17 protein-coding genes are annotated in these 16,599 nt (G+C 65.5%); 13 read left to right on the top strand and 4 right to left on the bottom strand.

Annotated elements, in window-relative coordinates; translation table 11 throughout:
• Positions 1 to 7 precede the first annotated feature (7 nt).
• The 5 genes from fabZ (at position 8) to AC3WL8_RS17425 (ending at position 4,138) form a co-directional block, all read left to right on the top strand.
• The gene (gene fabZ, locus AC3WL8_RS17445) at positions 8 to 457 is read left to right on the top strand and encodes a 3-hydroxyacyl-ACP dehydratase FabZ (protein ID WP_013956950.1); all 450 of its coding nucleotides are present in this window, start codon (positions 8 to 10) and stop codon (positions 455 to 457) included.
• Between the two features lie 132 nt (positions 458 to 589).
• Positions 590 to 1,393 (top strand): acyl-ACP--UDP-N-acetylglucosamine O-acyltransferase, encoded by an 804-nt coding sequence (gene lpxA, locus AC3WL8_RS17440; protein WP_013956949.1) that lies wholly within the window; start codon positions 590 to 592, stop codon positions 1,391 to 1,393.
• Between the two features lie 12 nt (positions 1,394 to 1,405).
• On the top strand, positions 1,406 to 2,614 hold the full coding sequence (gene lpxB / locus AC3WL8_RS17435) for a lipid-A-disaccharide synthase (protein ID WP_013956948.1): 1,209 nt from the start codon (positions 1,406 to 1,408) through the stop codon (positions 2,612 to 2,614).
• Entirely contained in the window at positions 2,614 to 3,330 is a 717-nt protein-coding gene (gene rnhB, locus AC3WL8_RS17430) for a ribonuclease HII (protein WP_013956947.1), read from the top strand. Before lpxB ends, rnhB begins: the two co-directional genes overlap by 1 nt.
• A 25-nt stretch (positions 3,331 to 3,355) precedes the next feature.
• Entirely contained in the window at positions 3,356 to 4,138 is a 783-nt protein-coding gene (locus AC3WL8_RS17425; protein ID WP_013956946.1) for a TrmH family RNA methyltransferase, read from the top strand.
• A 51-nt stretch (positions 4,139 to 4,189) separates the two neighbouring features.
• On the opposite strand, the gene ppsR is transcribed toward AC3WL8_RS17425, so the two are convergent.
• Positions 4,190 to 4,993: a posphoenolpyruvate synthetase regulatory kinase/phosphorylase PpsR gene (gene ppsR, locus AC3WL8_RS17420; protein ID WP_010809585.1), complete on the bottom strand. Its 804-nt coding sequence runs from the start codon at positions 4,991 to 4,993 to the stop codon at positions 4,190 to 4,192.
• 413 nt (positions 4,994 to 5,406) lie between these two features.
• Here ppsR and ppsA point away from each other — a divergent pair, with 413 nt between their 5' ends.
• The 3 genes from ppsA to AC3WL8_RS17405 all read left to right on the top strand — a co-directional run bounded on the left by ppsA (position 5,407) and on the right by AC3WL8_RS17405 (position 9,399).
• Entirely contained in the window at positions 5,407 to 7,791 is a 2,385-nt protein-coding gene (ppsA, locus tag AC3WL8_RS17415; protein WP_153956063.1) for a phosphoenolpyruvate synthase, read from the top strand.
• Positions 7,792 to 7,943: 152 nt separating this feature from the next.
• Positions 7,944 to 8,366 (top strand): NfeD family protein, encoded by a 423-nt coding sequence (locus AC3WL8_RS17410; RefSeq protein ID WP_013956944.1) that lies wholly within the window; start codon positions 7,944 to 7,946, stop codon positions 8,364 to 8,366.
• 100 nt (positions 8,367 to 8,466) lie between these two features.
• Positions 8,467 to 9,399 (top strand): SPFH domain-containing protein, encoded by a 933-nt coding sequence (locus tag AC3WL8_RS17405; protein ID WP_013956943.1) that lies wholly within the window; start codon positions 8,467 to 8,469, stop codon positions 9,397 to 9,399.
• A gap of 40 nt (positions 9,400 to 9,439) precedes the next feature.
• Here the strand turns inward: AC3WL8_RS17405 and smpB are convergent, their stop codons facing one another.
• A complete protein-coding gene (gene smpB / locus AC3WL8_RS17400) occupies positions 9,440 to 9,892 on the bottom strand; it encodes an SsrA-binding protein SmpB (protein ID WP_013956942.1) in 453 nt (150 codons plus the stop codon).
• 177 nt (positions 9,893 to 10,069) lie between these two features.
• Between smpB and AC3WL8_RS17395 the strand changes: the two genes are divergently transcribed.
• Positions 10,070 to 10,507 (top strand): type II toxin-antitoxin system RatA family toxin, encoded by a 438-nt coding sequence (locus AC3WL8_RS17395; protein WP_010809580.1) that lies wholly within the window; start codon positions 10,070 to 10,072, stop codon positions 10,505 to 10,507.
• Complete coding sequence (locus tag AC3WL8_RS17390) at positions 10,494 to 10,841, top strand: RnfH family protein (RefSeq protein ID WP_013956940.1); 348 nt, start codon at positions 10,494 to 10,496, stop codon at positions 10,839 to 10,841. The genes AC3WL8_RS17395 and AC3WL8_RS17390 overlap by 14 nt, the downstream gene beginning before the upstream one ends.
• A 54-nt stretch (positions 10,842 to 10,895) precedes the next feature.
• Here AC3WL8_RS17390 and AC3WL8_RS17385 read toward each other — a convergent pair whose 3' ends face one another.
• Positions 10,896 to 11,417, bottom strand: coding sequence for a DUF4124 domain-containing protein (locus AC3WL8_RS17385; protein WP_013956939.1), 522 nt, complete (start codon positions 11,415 to 11,417; stop codon positions 10,896 to 10,898).
• Positions 11,418 to 11,620: 203 nt separating this feature from the next.
• Entirely contained in the window at positions 11,621 to 12,580 is a 960-nt protein-coding gene (locus AC3WL8_RS17380) for a DMT family transporter (RefSeq protein WP_013956938.1), read from the bottom strand.
• 134 nt (positions 12,581 to 12,714) lie between these two features.
• Between AC3WL8_RS17380 and guaB the strand changes: the two genes are divergently transcribed.
• The 3 genes from guaB to guaA all read left to right on the top strand — a co-directional run bounded on the left by guaB (position 12,715) and on the right by guaA (position 16,592).
• Positions 12,715 to 14,178: an IMP dehydrogenase gene (gene guaB / locus AC3WL8_RS17375; RefSeq protein WP_013956937.1), complete on the top strand. Its 1,464-nt coding sequence runs from the start codon at positions 12,715 to 12,717 to the stop codon at positions 14,176 to 14,178.
• Between the two features lie 196 nt (positions 14,179 to 14,374).
• A complete protein-coding gene (locus AC3WL8_RS17370; RefSeq protein WP_013956936.1) occupies positions 14,375 to 14,998 on the top strand; it encodes a hypothetical protein in 624 nt (207 codons plus the stop codon).
• The gene (gene guaA, locus AC3WL8_RS17365; protein ID WP_153956061.1) at positions 14,973 to 16,592 is read left to right on the top strand and encodes a glutamine-hydrolyzing GMP synthase; all 1,620 of its coding nucleotides are present in this window, start codon (positions 14,973 to 14,975) and stop codon (positions 16,590 to 16,592) included. Before AC3WL8_RS17370 ends, guaA begins: the two co-directional genes overlap by 26 nt.
• Positions 16,593 to 16,599: the final 7 nt, after the last annotated feature.

Genomic DNA, 16,599 nt, shown 5'->3' with positions numbered 1-16,599 from the left:
AATCATCATGACCGCAGCCGACATCGACATTCGCAAGATCCTCAAGCTGCTGCCGCATCGATATCCGATGCTGCTGGTCGACCGCGTGCTGGAGTTCGATCCGCAGAAGCGCATCAAGACGCTGAAGAACGTCACCATGAACGAGCCGTTCTTCCAGGGCCATTTCCCGGGCCATCCGGTGATGCCTGGCGTGATGATCCTGGAAGCGCTGGCGCAGTCGGCCGGCCTGCTGACCTTCGGCGCCGACATGGAGCGCAAGGAAGACGCGCTGTACTACTTTGTCGGCATCGACGGGGCCCGCTTCAAGCAGGTGGTGTACCCGGGCGACCAGTTGCACATGAACGTGACAGTCGAACGCTATATCCGCGGCATCTGGAAGTTCAAGGCGTTCGCCACGGTGGACGACAAGGTGGCCTGCGAGGCCGAGCTGATGTGCACCGTGAAGCAGGCCGAGTGAGGCCGAGCACGGCCCGCGGCACCGCCGCAGGCCGTCCGCCGCGCCCCGATTGACGGGTGCGAGCGGCCCGGACGGGAACCTTTGCCCCGTGCATGGGCCCATCCTTCACCAGACACACCAGAGGACAGACGTATGACGCAAATCCATCCCACCGCACTGGTTGACCCGAAGGCAGAGCTGGCATCCGACGTGACCGTCGGCCCGTTCTCCATCGTTGGCGCCAATGTGCGGATCGGCAGCGGCACCCGGATCGGCTCGCATACGACGGTCGAGGGTTACACCACGATCGGCGAGGGCAACACGATCGGCCCTTACGCATCGGTCGGCGGCGTGCCGCAGGACATGAAGTACCGCAACGAGCCGACCCGGCTCGAGATCGGCGACCGCAACACCATCCGCGAATTCACCACGATCCACACCGGCACGGTGCAGGACCGCGGCTTGACCAGTCTCGGCAACGACAACTGGATCATGGCCTACGTGCATATCGCGCATGACTGCACGGTCGGCAACCACACGGTGTTTTCCAGCAACGCGCAGATTGCCGGCCACGTTGAAGTGGGCGACTGGGCGATCCTGGGCGGCATGAGCGGCGTACACCAGTACGTGCGCATCGGCGCCCATGCGATGCTGGGTGGCGCCTCGGCGCTGGTGCAGGACGTGCCGCCGTTCGTGATCGCCGCCAGTGACAAGAGCGGCAACAAGGCCACGCCGCACGGTGTCAACGTCGAGGGGCTGCGCCGCCGCGGCTTCGACGCCGGCCAGATCGCCGCGCTGCGCCAGGCCTACAAGCTGCTTTACAAGTCCGACCTCAGCTTCGACGAGGCGCGCAACGAGATCGTGGCCTTGCTGGGCCAGGCTGATGCAGGCACTGCGGCGCCGCTGCAGGCGTTTGTCGACTTCCTTGCCGCCACCCAGCGCGGCATCGTACGCTGAGGCCGGACCGCAATGGTCGACGCCGCAATTCGGGGTGGCTTGCCCACGGGCAACGGTAGCGCCGCGGACCAGCGCGGCACCATCGCCATGGTGGCCGGCGAGGCCTCAGGCGACCTGCTGGCATCGTTGATGATGGGCGGGCTGCAGTCCCGCCTGGGCGATACGGTCGAGTACGCCGGCATCGGCGGCAAGCGCATGATGGCGCAGGGCTTCACCTCGCGCTGGCCGATGGAAACATTGTCGGTCAACGGCTATGTCGAGGTCCTGGGCTCGCTGCGCGAGATCCTGGCCACGCGGCGCGCGGTGCGCGACTGGCTGCTGGCCAATCCGCCGCAGTGCTTTATCGGGGTTGACGCCCCGGACTTCAATTTCGGCCTGGAAGTGCCGCTGCGCCGTGCCGGCATCCCTGTGGTGCATTTTGTCAGCCCGTCGATCTGGGCCTGGCGCGGCGGGCGCATCCGCACCATCGCGCGCGCGGTGGACCACATCCTGTGCCTGTTCCCGTTCGAGCCCGAGATCTACGCCAAGGCCGGCATTCCCGCCACCTACGTGGGCCATCCGCTGGCCGATGTGATCCCGATGGTGCCTGACGTCGCCGGGGCGCGCGCCGAGCTCGGCCTGCCCGCCGGGCACCGGGTGGTGGCGGTGCTGCCGGGCAGCCGCCAGTCCGAGGTGCGCAACCTTGGCGCCACCTTCTTTGCGGCGATGGCGCAAATGCAGCGCATGGACCCGAACCTGGCGTTCGTGCTGCCGGCGGCGAGCGCGCCGCTGCGCGCCATTATCGAAGCGCTGCACGCGCAGTATCCCGAACTGCGCCTGACCATCGTCGACGGCAAGTCGCACCAGGCGATGGAAGCTGCCGACGTGGTGCTGCTGGCCAGCGGCACCGCCACGCTGGAAGCGGCGCTGTACAAGAAGCCCATGGTGATCTCGTACAAGGTGCCCTGGCTGACCGCGCAGATCATGAAGCGGCAGGGTTACCTGCCGTACGTGGGATTGCCTAATATCCTTTCAGGGCGCTTCGTCGTGCCGGAACTGCTGCAGGACGATGCCACGCCCGAGGCGCTGGCCCGCGAAACGCTGCTGCAGCTCAACGACGAGGGCAACACCGCCTTCCTCTACGAGCATTTCACCCGCATGCACGAGACGCTCAAGTGCAATACCGCGCAACTGGCCGCCGATGTGGTGGTGGACCTGATGCACAGCCGGGGGACCGTCTGATGGCGCGCCGCGATGCTGAATCGCCGCAGATGGGGCTGGATCTTGCCCCGGCCGCTGCCGCCGTGCAGCGCCTGTGCGGCGTCGATGAAGCGGGCAGGGGACCGCTGGCCGGGCCGGTCTATGCCGCCGCCGTGGTGCTGGATCCGAAGCGTCCGATCCGCGGCCTGGCTGACTCCAAGATCCTGACCGCCGCCAAGCGCGAACAACTCTACGACAAGATCTGCGAACGCGCGCTCGGCTGGCATATCGCCTTCGCCACGGTCGAGGAGATCGACACACTCAACATCCTGCACGCCAGCATGCTGGCAATGCAGCGCGCCGTGCAGGGACTGGCCGCCAGCGGCATCGTGCCGGACCTGGTCCAGGTCGACGGCAACCGCTGCCCGCGGGTGCCGTTCCCGGTGGAAGCCATCGTCAAGGGCGATGCGCTGGTCAGGGCGATCTCGGCCGCGTCGATCCTGGCCAAGGTGGCGCGCGACCGCGAACTGATGTTGCTGCACGAGCGCTATCCGCAATACGGCTTCGATTCGCACGTCGGCTATGGCACGCCGCAGCACCTGGCCGCGCTGGCTGAGTTCGGCGCCACGCCGCACCACCGCCGTTCGTTTGCGCCCGTGCGCGAGGCGCTGGAACAGCGGCCCATGTTCACCGGCATGACCGCAGTGGCCGAAGTGACTGAGGTCACCGCCTCGGTTTCGGTCACGGTCGTGCAGTGAAGCGCACCTACCTCATCCCCGCATCGTGAAGCACGTCACCTCGCGCGACAACGCGCTGTTCAAGCATTTGAAGGCCTTGGCCACTTCCACGCACCAGCGCCGCAAGGCCGGGCAGTCGCTGCTCGACGGCGTGCACCTGGCGCAAGCCTACGTCGCCGCACGCGGCCAGCCCGTCACCTGCTTGGTGTCAGAGCGCCACTATGACCACGCCGAGGTGGCGCCAGTGCTGGCGCTGATCGAGGCCGAGCGCGTGGTTGTGCTGGCCGATGCACTGTTCACGCAGATCAGCGGCGTGGTCAATGGCATCGACCTGATGCTGGTGATCGAGACGCCGGTCGGCCACCTGCCGGCGCGCATCGAACAAGACTGCATCATCCTGGACGGGGTGCAGGATGCCGGCAATGTCGGGTCGATCCTGCGCAGCGCCGCTGCCGCCGGCATCCAGCATGCCTTCCTTGCCACCGGCTGTGCCTTTGCCTGGTCGGTCAAGACGCTGCGTGCCGGCATGGGTGCCAACTTTCACCTGAATATCGTCGAGCACTGCACGCTTGAGTCGCTGGCGCCACGCCTTGCGGTGCCGCTGCTGGCGACTTCGTCGCATGCCGATGCCGCGGTATTCGACACCGATCTGCGCGGGCCGGTGGCCTGGGTGGTCGGCAATGAGGGGGCAGGGGTCAGCGACGGCTGGATGGCTCACGTCACGCGCAAGGTGGGCATCCCGCAACCGGGCGGGCTGGAATCGCTGAATGTGGCGGCGGCGACCGCGATCTGCCTGTTCGAGGCAGTGCGCCAGCGGCGTGCCGCCTGAGGCTGCGCCGGCAGCGCAAGAAGAAAGCGGCCTGAACGGCCGCTTTTTGCTTTAGTAGTTGTCGCGATCGACCTTGATCTCCTGCAGGATCGTGGTCGCGATCTCTTCAATCGATTTGTGCGTGGAAGAGAGCCATTTGATGCCTTCGCGCCGCATCATCGCCTCGGCCTCGTTGACCTCATAGCGGCAGTTTTCCAGCGCTGCATACTTGCTGCCGGGGCGGCGCTCGTTGCGGATCTCGGTCAGGCGCTGCGGATCGATCGACAAGCCGAAGATCTTCGGCTTGAACGCGTACAACGCCGACGGCAGCCGGCCGCGCTCGAAATCGTCGGGAATCAGCGGGTAATTGGCTGCCTTCAGCCCGTATTGCATGGCCAGGTAGAGGCTGGTCGGGGTCTTGCCGCTGCGCGACACGCCCACCAGGATCACATCGGCTTCTTCCAGGTTCTTGTGTGACTGGCCGTCATCATGCGCCAGCGAGAAGTTGATCGCCTCGATCCGGTTCTTGTAGGCCTCGGTGTCCGCATTCTGGTGGAAGCGGCCGATGGCATGGGTGGACTTCAGGCCCAGTTCCTTCTCAAGCGGCTCAATGAAAGTCTGGAACATGTCCAGGATCATCGCCTTGGCGCGGCGCAGTGCCTTATTCGCTTCCTGGTTGACCAGCGTGGTGAAGACAATGGGCGGCACGCCTTCGTTGTGGAATGCCTCATTGATCTTGCCGACGGCGATATGTGCCTTTTCGGGGGTATCGACGAAGGGCATGCGCACCTTGCGGAAGCGCATCTCGAACTGGGCCAGGATCGAGTGACTGAACGTCTCCGCCGTGATGCCGGTGCCATCCGAGACGATGAACACGGTGCGGACCGCAGGGCGTTCGCTGGCCTGGGGTGCGTGAGCGGAGGGGGATTCAGGCTGCGTTCCAGGCTGGGACCCGGGTGTCGCCGTTCCGGGCGCTTCTGGCAGGGACATGGGGATGGCGCACATGGGGATGGCGCGTTAATAAATAGATTCAATCTTCCGCAGAAAAGTGCGGCGCAGCACGGTAGAATAGCGGCGATCTTTTCGCTAAGCAATTCTGCGGGGTGCACGCGCGTGCAACAAACAGCCTCGGAATTGTCGACAATGTGCGCTACGCGATGAGAGCCGTAGCGCCAGGTCCGCAGCGCCAGTTCGGGGTTGCTTAGCCAAGCGATCATTGGTCCGGGAACAGAACATCAACAACATACCGGCCATGCGCAACAAGTTTTCTACTTTGTTTTGAGGCTCTCATGACTAACCAGGCAGATAACGGCGCCTATGTGCTGCCGTTCGAGCAGTTGCGCATGGCTGACGTGGAAATCGTCGGCGGCAAGAATTCGTCGCTGGGCGAGATGATCTCCCAGCTGGCGGAAGCCGGCGTCCGGGTTCCCGGCGGCTTTGCCACCACCGCGCTCGCCTTCCGCGACTTCCTTGCCCACAACAACCTGACCGAGCGCATTTCCCAGCGCCTGAAGACTCTGAACGTCGACGACGTCAAGGCTCTGGCCGAGGCCGGTGCCGAGATCCGCGAGTGGGTCGCCTCCGCGCCGTTCCAGCCGCGCCTGGAGCAGGAAATCCGTGAATCCTACGCCCGCGTGGCCGAGCGCGAAGGCGCCGAGGCCTCGTTCGCCGTGCGTTCGTCGGCCACCGCCGAAGACCTGCCCGACGCCTCGTTCGCCGGCCAGCAAGAGTCCTACCTGAACGTCAGCGGCATCGACGACGTGCTCGACAAGATCAAGCACGTGTTCGCCTCGCTGTACAACGACCGTGCCATTTCCTACCGCGTGCACAAGGGCTTTGCCCATGATGTGGTGGCGCTGTCGGCCGGCATCCAGCGCATGGTGCGTTCGGACCTGGCTTCTTCGGGCGTGATGTTCACCATCGACACCGAATCCGGCTTCCCCGACGTGGTCTTCATCACCTCCAGCTACGGCCTGGGCGAAACCGTGGTGCAGGGCGCGGTCAACCCGGACGAGTTCTACGTCTTCAAGCCGACGCTGCAGGCCGGCAAGTACCCGATCATCCGCCGCTCGATCGGCTCCAAGCTGATCAAGATGGAATTCACCAAGCCGGGCGAAGCCGGCCGCGTCAAGACCGTCGACGTGCCCACCGAACTGCGCAACCGCTACTCGATCACCGACGACGACGTGACCGAGCTGGCCAGGTACGCGATGATCATCGAGAAGCACTATGGCCGTCCGATGGACATCGAGTGGGGCAAGGACGGCAAGGACGGCAAGATCTACATCCTGCAGGCGCGCCCGGAAACGGTGAAGAGCCAGTCCGCCGGCAAGGCCGAGCTGCGCTTCAAGCTCAAGGGCACCGCGCCGGTGCTGACCAGCGGCCGCGCCATCGGCCAGAAGATCGGCACCGGCCCGGTGCGCGTGATCAACGACCCGTCCGAGATGGAGCGCGTGCAGCCCGGCGACGTGCTGGTGGCCGACATGACCGACCCGAACTGGGAGCCGGTGATGAAGCGTGCCTCGGCCATCGTCACCAACCGTGGCGGCCGTACCTGCCACGCGGCCATCATCGCGCGTGAACTGGGCGTGCCGGCCGTGGTCGGCTGCGGCGACGCCACCGACGTGCTGAAGGACGGCACGCTGGTGACGGTGTCGTGCGCCGAAGGCGACGAAGGCCGCATCTACGACGGCCTGCTGGAAACCGAAGTGACCGAAGTCCAGCGTGGCGACATGCCGGAAATCGATGTCAAGCTGATGATGAACGTGGGCAACCCGCAGCTGGCGTTCGACTTCGCGCAGATCCCGAACTGCGGCGTCGGCCTGGCCCGCCTGGAATTCATCATCAACAACAACATCGGTGTCCACCCGAAGGCCATCCTTGACTACCCGCAAGTCGATGCCGACCTGAAGAAGGCCGTGGAAAGCGTGGCCCGCGGCCATGCCAGCCCGCGCGCGTTCTACGTCGACAAGCTGGCCGAGGGCATCGCCACCATCGGCGCGGCCTTCTACCCGAAGCCCGTGATCGTGCGCCTGTCGGACTTCAAGTCCAACGAGTACAAGAAGCTGATCGGCGGTTCGCGCTATGAGCCGGACGAAGAAAACCCGATGCTGGGCTTCCGCGGCGCCTCGCGCTACATCGCCGACGACTTCGCCGAAGCGTTCGAGATGGAATGCAAGGCCATGAAGCGCGTGCGCGACGAAATGGGCCTGACCAACGTCGAGATCATGGTGCCGTTCGTGCGTACGCTGGGCCAGGCTGCCAAGGTCATCGAGCTGCTGGCCAAGCACGGCCTGAAGCGCGGCGAGAACGGCCTGCGCATCATCATGATGTGTGAAGTGCCGTCCAACGCGATCCTGGCCGAAGAGTTCCTTCAGTACTTCGACGGCTTCTCGATCGGTTCGAACGACCTGACGCAGCTGACGCTGGGCCTGGACCGCGATTCGGGCATGGAACTGCTGGCCAAGGACTTCGACGAACGCGATCCGGCAGTGCGGTTCATGCTGTCGCGCGCCATCGAGGCGTGCATCCGCCTGAACAAGTATGTCGGCATCTGCGGCCAGGGTCCTTCGGACCATCCGGACTTTGCCGAGTGGCTGGCCAAGGAAGGCATCAAGTCGATCTCGCTGAATCCGGACTCGGTGGTCGAGACCTGGCAGAAGCTGGCTTCCTGAAGCATTTGACGTCACAATAACCATATTGCCGGCGCCTTCTGGCAGCCGGCAGGCACCGGCCCTGCGTCAGGTGTTGCTACTGCCCCGCAGACGCTGAAAGGCGCTGCGGGGTTTTTACTTTTCGGGATCTCTCTGGACGAACGGGGGCTTGGATGGCGTACTACATCTGGTTCGTGGCTGCGGTCGCGCTGGTGATCATCGAGCTGAACACCGGCACCTTTTACCTGCTGATGGTGGCGGTGGGGCTGGCTGCCGGCGGCGTGGGAGCCCTGCTGGGGTTGTCGCCGGCCGCGCAGACGCTGGTGGCCGCGCTGGTCGCGGCGGTGCTGATCGCCGGGCTGCGCCGTACCCGCTTTGGCAAGCTGCGGCGCGGCAACGCCGCTGCCGATCCCAACGTCAATCTCGATATCGGCGAGGAGCTCGACGTGCCCGGCTGGGACGCCAACGGGCGCGCCCGCGTGCCGTACCGCGGCGCTGACTGGACCGTGGAGCTGGCGCCCGATTGTGCCGCCGCGCCAGGCCGCTACCGCATCGTCGCGGTGCGCGGCAGCACCCTGGTCGTGTCTCCCCGCTGAAACCCTGTCTTATTGCGCGGCGCGGCAATTGCTGCGCCGCGATCCGCCTGCCGCCGCCTGGCGGCTCCGTACTGCTGTCTTCTGTCTGGAGGGTCGTTACATGCTCGCATTTCAGCTTGGTTTGTTGCCGCTGATCATCCTCATTGCCGTCATCGTGCTGATTGCCAAGGGCATCAAGATCGTGCCGCAGCAGCATGCCTGGGTGCTCGAGCGCCTCGGCCGCTACCATGCGACGCTGACGCCGGGGTTGTCGATCGTGGTGCCGTTCGTCGACCGCGTCGCGTACAAGCACGTGCTCAAGGAAATCCCGCTGGACGTGCCCAGCCAGGTCTGCATCACCAGGGACAACACGCAGCTGCAGGTCGATGGCGTGCTGTACTTCCAGGTCACGGACCCGATGAAGGCATCGTATGGATCGAGCAATTTCGTGGTCGCGATCACGCAGCTGTCGCAGACCACGCTGCGCTCGGTGATCGGCAAGCTGGAGCTCGACAAGACCTTCGAGGAGCGCGAGTTCATCAACCACAGCGTGGTCAACGCGCTGGATGAGGCTGCCGCCAACTGGGGCGTCAAGGTGCTGCGCTACGAGATCAAGGACCTGACCCCGCCCAAGGAGATCCTGCACGCGATGCAGGCGCAGATCACCGCCGAGCGCGAAAAGCGCGCGCTGATCGCCGCGTCGGAAGGCAAGCGCCAGGAGCAGATCAACCTGGCCACGGGCGCGCGCGAGGCGGCGATCCAGAAGTCAGAGGGCGAGCGGCAGGCCGCCATCAACAGGGCGCAGGGCGAGGCGAGCGCGATCCTGGCGGTGGCCGAGGCCAATGCGCAGGCGATCCAGAAGATCGGCAATGCAATCCGCACCGAAGGTGGCATGGATGCGGTCAACCTGAAGGTGGCCGAGGAATACGTGGCTGCGTTCGGCAACCTGGCCAAGCAGGGCAATACGCTGATCGTGCCAGGCAATCTGGGCGAGATGAGCAGCATGATCGCGTCCGCCCTGCAGATCGTGAAGGGGCAGCAGAAGGCTGCCTGAAGGGACTGACGGACACGCCGCGGCAGCGCGGCGCCGGGGCTCAGTCTTTGGCGTCGCCCTTCATGATGCGGGCCTTCTCGCGCTGCCAGTCGCGCTGCTTCTCGGTCTCGCGCTTGTCGAACTGCTTCTTGCCCTTGGCCAGGCCGATCTCGCATTTGACGCGGCCGCGCGTGTAGTGCAGGTTCAGCGGGACCAGCGTGTAGCCGCGCTGCTCGACCTTGCCGATCAGCTTCTTGATCTCGTCGGCCTTGAGCAGCAGCTTGCGGGTGCGCACCGGGTCGGGATTGACGTGGGTGGAGGCGCTTTGCAGCGGGCTGATATGGGCGCCGATCAGGAACATCTCGGCGTCGCGCACCACCACGTAGCCTTCCTTGATCTGCACGCGGTTGGCGCGGATCGCCTTGACTTCCCAGCCTTCCAGCACGATCCCGGCCTCATATCGCTCTTCGATGAAGTAGTCGAAAAAGGCCTTTTTGTTGTCTGCGATGGTCATGCGTGCGGGTGGGGGAACAATGAGTGGAATCCGGTCGGATCGCTGCAGTGCCGCATGGCGAGGTGCCGCCATGCGCCAGCGTCGGCTAAAATTGGCATTTTAGCAAACCAGCCCCGGTACCGGTTCATGCTGCCGCGCGTTGCGCACGGCATGGCCGGAAGCCAGATTGCCCACTACATGGCAGACGTCCATAAATCCGTGCTGCTCGGCTACTCCGCCGCGCAGATGTACGACCTGGTCACGCGCGTGGAGGACTATCCCAAGTTCCTTCCATGGTGCGGTGGCGTGGAGGTGTTCGAGCAGACCGATACTATGCTCGACGCCAAGATCCATATCCACTTCAAAGGGATCCAGCAGTTCTTCCACACCCGCAATACGCAGGAACGCCCCACCCGCATCGACATGACCTTTGCCGACGGGCCGTTCAAGACCTTCAACGGCGCGTGGCGCTTTACGCCACTGCGCGAAGACGCCTGCAAGATCGAATTCCACCTGCACTATGAGTTTTCCAGCCTGCTGCTGGAAAAAATCATCGGCCCGGTCTTCAGCATGATTGCCAATACCTTTGTCGACGCCTTCGTCAAGCGGGCCGAGGTGGTATATGTCGCCAACTGACGCTGGCGCGGGGACGGTGCATATCGCGGTCTGCTATGCGCGGCCCGATACCGTCTTCCTGAAGGAGATCGACGTGCCGGCCGGCACCACGATTGCCGCGGCGATCGTCGGCTCCGGGCTGCAGCAGGCCTGTCCGGAGGTGGACCCGTCGACCATGCGGGTGGGCATCTTCGGCAAGCTCAAGACGCCGGAGACGGTGGTGCGCGAAGGCGACCGCGTGGAGGTTTACCGGCCCTTGACCGCCGATCCCAAGCAGGCACGCCGCAAGCGGGTGCAGAAGCAGCGCGCGGGCGGCACGCGCGAAGGCCAGAAGTGGTTGCGCGGCAGCGGTTGAGCCGAGCCTGCCACGCATGCAAACGGGGCCGATGCGCCCCGTTTTTCTTTGACTTCAGCTGCAGTTCTTTTCGAGGCTGGCGTTGGTCTTGAGCATTTCGGCCTGGCGCTGGTCGCTGTTCAGGTGCTGCAGCGAGCCGTCCGGACCCGCCACCGCGGCGCGCATGCCTTGCTGCAGGCCGTTGGCGTAGCTGCGCAGCTGGGCGCAGCGGGCCTCGCGCTCAGCCGCCTCGCTTTCCCTGCGGGCCTCTACGGTGGCGGCTTTCAGGCTGGCCTCGCGGCGCTTCTGGAAGGCTTCTTCGGGCGTCGGCGCCGGGGCCGCGGCGGGCTTGGCCGCGGCTTTGGCCGGAGCGGGGGCAGCAGGGGCGGGCGCCGTGGCATTGGCGGCCTCCACCGGCTGGAACTCGCCGGCAAAGCGGCCCGGCGCACGCAGCACCTTGGCTGCCGCCGCCGACGGCGGCACGTCGCTGTAGACCATGCGGCCGTTGGCGTCGCGCCATTGCCAGTAGGCAAGGGCCTGGACGGGAACGGCGAGAGTGGCGGCGGCAAGCAGGCACAGCGCGGACGATCGTTTCATGGCGAGGCGTCTTAAAGTGACTCGGAAGTAACTGGTGCGGCTGGAATCGTGCTGGGCCGCCGGCTGCGCGCATGGCGATGTCGCGGCAGGACAGCCGCGGCGATGGCTTGGCGCCCGCCTGGTATCAGGTGCGTAGCGCCGGTTTGACCCTGGTAAAGCTGTTGTTCGTGGCGTGTGTGATCCCCGCGCCATCGTTCGCTAGTCTACGCAGACTTGTCGGTGGCGTGCAAGCGCACCGACCAGGCCACGCCGACCATCAGCAGCACAATGGCGGCGATTTCCAGCGGCCGCGGCCAGCGGTGATCGAAGACAAAGCCGTAGGCCAGCGCGAACAGCGTCTCGAACACGATCATCTGGCCCGACAGCGTCAGCGGCAGGCGCCGGCTGGCAATATTCCACAGGTTGTTGCCGATCAGCGACGCGCCCAACGCCACCGCGGCATTGACCATCCAGAACCACTGCCAGTCACGGCCGCTGTCGCCCGCGGTCAGCGTGTCGCCCGCCAGCAGCCAGCCGATCACGGCGAGCACCGCCGACACCGCGCCGGTCGACAACCCGTACAGCGCCGACCATTCATTACCGCTGTATTGCGGGTTGCGCTGCAGGTAGCGTGCGTTATCGACCGCGTAGAGCGTCCAGCAGACCAGCGCGCCGGCTGCGCAGCAAACGCCGGCCAGTTTCTGCCAGACTGGCCGGACTGCCGCACCGGCCGCCGCCGCGTGGGCGCTCTGGCCGCCGCCGAACAGGTCAATGTTGATGCATGCGATGCCGGCCACCACCACCAGCAGCGGCCACATCAGCCGCGACAGTGGCACGGCGCCGTGGTCGCGCCGGCCCATGATGGTGACCGAGATCGGCAGGATGCCGATGATCAGGGAGGTGGGGCCCACCCCGGCGAGCTGCACGCCGAAGGCCAGCAGCACGTAGTAGAGCAGGTTGCCGGTGAAGGCCTGGCGCAGCAGCGCCACGCAGTCCGCCCGGGTCAGCTTGCGCGCGATGCGCTTCATCAGCGGCAGCGCGGCCACGAAGGCGACCAGCCCATAGGCCAGGTAGCGGCCGATGGCCAGCTCCCACGGCGAGAACACGGGCAGCAGCTTGGGGGCGATAAAGACCATGCCCCAGAAGGCGCCTGCCAGCAGCCCGCACAATACGCCGATTCCCATGCTTCGGTTCGCCCGAGTAAAAACCGACGAGCATAGCAGACCGCTTGCAGGAAAGCCCGCAGGAAAGCCCGTTGCAGTGCATCAGCAAAGCGCGCATTCCTGTATAATTCGGTTTTGCGCCTAGAGGATTTGCTATGCGTCTTGTCCAGAAAGCACTCACATTCGATGACGTGCTGCTCGTACCGGCCTATTCGGCCGTCCTTCCCCGGGATGTCTCCCTCCGCACCAGCCTGACCCGCTCCATTGAACTGAACATCCCGCTGGTATCCGCGGCGATGGACACAGTGACGGAAGCCCGCCTGGCGATTTCCATGGCGCAGGCCGGCGGTATCGGCATCGTCCACAAGAACCTGAAGCCCGCCGACCAGGCCCGCGAAGTTGCGCGCGTCAAGCGCTATGAGTCGGGCGTGCTGCGTGATCCGATCACCATTTCGCCGGACATGAAGGTCCGCGATGTGATCGCGCTGTCGCAGCAACATGGCATTTCCGGCTTCCCGGTGCTGGAAGGCAAGGCCGTGGTCGGCATCATCACCAACCGCGACCTGCGCTTCGAGGAAGAGCTCGACGCCCCGGTGCGCGCCAAGATGACGCCCCGCGAAAAGCTGGTGACCGTGGCCGAAGGCGCGACGCTGGAAGAAGCCAAGCGCCTGATGAACCGCCACCGCCTTGAGCGCGTGCTGGTGGTTAACCAGGCCTTCGAGCTGCGCGGCCTGATCACGGTGAAGGACATCCAGAAGGCCGTGGACAATCCGCTGGCCAGCAAGGACGACCACGGCCAGCTGCGCGTAGGCGCCGCGGTCGGCGTGGGCCCGGACAACGACGAGCGCGTCGAACTGCTGGTCAAGGCCGGCGTCGACGTGATTGTGGTGGATACGGCGCACGGTCATAGCCAGGGCGTGCTGGACCGCGTCCGCTGGGTCAAGCAGAACTTCCCGCAGGTGCAGGTGGTTGGCGGCAATATCGCCACCGGCGATGCCGCGCGTGCGCTGGTCGAGCATGGCGCCGACGGCGTCAAGGTCGGCATCGGCCCGGGTTCGATCTGCACCACGCGTATCGTTGCCGGCGTGGGCGTGCCCCAGATCACGGCGGTTTCCAACGTGGCCGAAGCCCTCAAGGGCACCGGCGTGCCGCTGATCGCTGACGGCGGCGTGCGCTACTCCGGCGATGTGGCCAAGGCCCTGGCGGCCGGCGCCCACACCGTGATGATGGGCGGCATGTTCTCGGGTACCGAGGAAGCACCGGGCGAAACGTTCCTGTTCCAGGGCCGTTCGTTCAAGAGCTACCGTGGCATGGGTTCGGTGGGTGCGATGAAGGATGGCGCGGCAGACCGCTACTTCCAGGAAGACAACACCGCCAACGTCGACAAGCTGGTCCCCGAAGGCATTGAGGGCCGCGTGCCTTATAAGGGCTCGGTGATGGCGATCATCCACCAGCTGACCGGCGGCGTGCGTGCCTCGATGGGCTATTGCGGCGGCAAGTCGATTGCCGACTGGCACGAGAGCGCCCAGTTCGTCCAGATCACGGCAGCCGGCATGCGTGAATCGCACGTGCACGACGTGCAGATCACCAAGGAAGCGCCGAACTACCATATCGACTGACGCGCAGCGGCTGCGCCCGTCGCCTCGCGGCGGTGCGCGGCCGCAAGATCGTCGGGGCGAGGGCGCATTGCCGCGGGCGGCGCCTTCGCCTGACCGGAATGCCATCCGGCCCGGCCGCTCGCCACGCCGGTGTTGCCTGAAGGTGGGCCACACCAGCCGGCCGCACCATCGGCCAGGCCCATGACGAGGAGCGCCAATGAAGGTATTGCTGCGAGCCGTGCTGTTTTTTGATGCCCTGGTGGATTTGATGCTGGGCATCCTGCTGTTGATGTCCCCGTTCACCACGCTGTATGCGGCGCTGCAGTTGCCGCAGCCGCAACCCGCCCTGTTCGGGCAGCTGCTGGGCGTGGCACTGGTCGGCCTGGCCGTGCTGCTGTGGCAGGCAACATTCAACGGCCAGCTGACAGTGCCAGTGGCGCGCACGGCCGGCTATGTGAACCTGGCCAGCGCAGTGCTGATCATTGCCTGGATGGTGTTCATGGAACTGCCGCTGGTCGGCGCGGGCAAGATCTGGCTGCCGGTGATGGCAGTGGTGCTGGCGTTTTTCGCGCTGGTGCAGATTCCCGCTTCCAGGCGCGTGCGCAACCGCGAAAGGCAGCTGAAGGCCGAGCGCGCACTGCAGGAACAGGAAAACAAGAAGGAAGTCCGCAAGGAACCCGGCGTCGCCCCCGCGGCGCGCCCAACGAATACCCCAGAATTCCGGCGCGAGCCGGTCATCACGCCGCCGCCGGGCTATGGCCCCGGCACGGAAGTCGTGGCCGAGCCCATCCCGGAAGACACGCCATCGGCCCATCATGCACGACAAAATCCTCATTCTTGATTTCGGCTCGCAGGTCACGCAGCTGATCGCCCGCCGCGTCCGCGAGGCGCACGTCTATTGCGAGATCCACCCGAACGACGTCTCCGACGACTTCGTCCGCGAGTTCGCCCCCAAGGCCATCATCCTGTCGGGCAGCCACGCCAGTACCTATGAAGACCACCAGCTGCGCGCGCCGCAGGCCGTGTGGGACCTGGGCGTGCCGGTGCTGGGCATCTGCTACGGCATGCAGACTATGGCCGTGCAGCTGGGCGGCAAGGTCGAGTGGAGCGATCACCGCGAATTCGGCTACGCCGAGGTGCGCGCCCATGGCCACACCAACCTGCTCAAGGACATCGAGGATTTCCGCACGCCGGAAGGCCATGGCATGCTCAAGGTCTGGATGAGCCACGGCGACAAGGTTGCCGGCCTGCCGCCGGGCTTCAAGCTGATGGCCTCCACCCCCAGTTGCCCGATCGCCGGCATGGCCGACGAGGCGCGCGGCTACTACGCGGTGCAGTTCCACCCCGAGGTCACGCATACCGCCAAGGGCCGTCAGATGCTGGAGCGCTTCGTGCTCGGCATCGCTGGCTGCAAGCCTGACTGGGTCATGCACGACCATATCGCGGAAGCCGTCGCCAAGATCCGCGAGCAGGTCGGCGATGAAGAAGTCATCCTGGGCCTGTCCGGCGGCGTCGACTCGTCGGTGGCCGCGGCGCTGATCCACCGCGCCATCGGCGATCAGCTCACCTGCGTGTTCGTCGACCACGGCCTGCTGCGCCTGGACGAAGGCAAGATGGTGATGGACATGTTCGCCGGCCGCCTGCACGCCAAGGTCGTGCATATCGATGCTTCCGATCAGTTCCTCGGCCACCTGGCCGGCGTGACCGATCCCGAGCAGAAGCGCAAGATCATTGGCCGCGAGTTCGTTGAAGTGTTCCAGGCCGAGGCCAAGAAGCTGACCAACGCCAAGTGGCTGGCGCAGGGCACGATCTATCCGGACGTGGTGGAGTCGGGCGGCACCAAGACCAAGAAGGCCACCACCATCAAGAGCCACCACAACGTCGGCGGCCTGCCGGAGACGCTGGGCCTGAAGCTGCTGGAGCCGCTGCGCGACCTGTTCAAGGACGAAGTGCGCGAGCTGGGCGTGGCTCTGGGCCTGCCGCCGGAAATGGTCTACCGCCACCCGTTTCCGGGCCCGGGCCTGGGCGTGCGCATCCTGGGCGAGGTCAAGCGCGACTACGCCGACCTGCTGCGCCGCGCCGATGCCATCTTCATCGAAGAATTGCGCAAGACCATCGCCACCGAACAGGACGCCGCCGCGGGTCTGTGCGAGCCGGACCAGGTCGGCAAGAGCTGGTACGACCTGACTAGCCAGGCCTTCGCCGTGTTCCTGCCGGTCAAGTCCGTGGGCGTGATGGGCGACGGCCGCACCTACGACTACGTCGTCGCGCTGCGCGCGGTGCAGACCACCGACTTCATGACCGCGCACTGGGCACATCTGCCGTATGCGCTGCTGGGCCGTTGCTCGAACCGGATCATTAACGAAGTACGTGGCCTGAACCGGGTTGTGTATGACGTGTCGGGGAAACCGCCGGCGACGATTGAGTGGGAGTGAGGGGCAG

It is taken from the genome of Cupriavidus sp. FW305-F7 (assembly GCF_058782875.1).
Note: the sequence above shows the minus strand (reverse complement) of the source record. Positions and strands in the feature narration are given on the sequence as shown.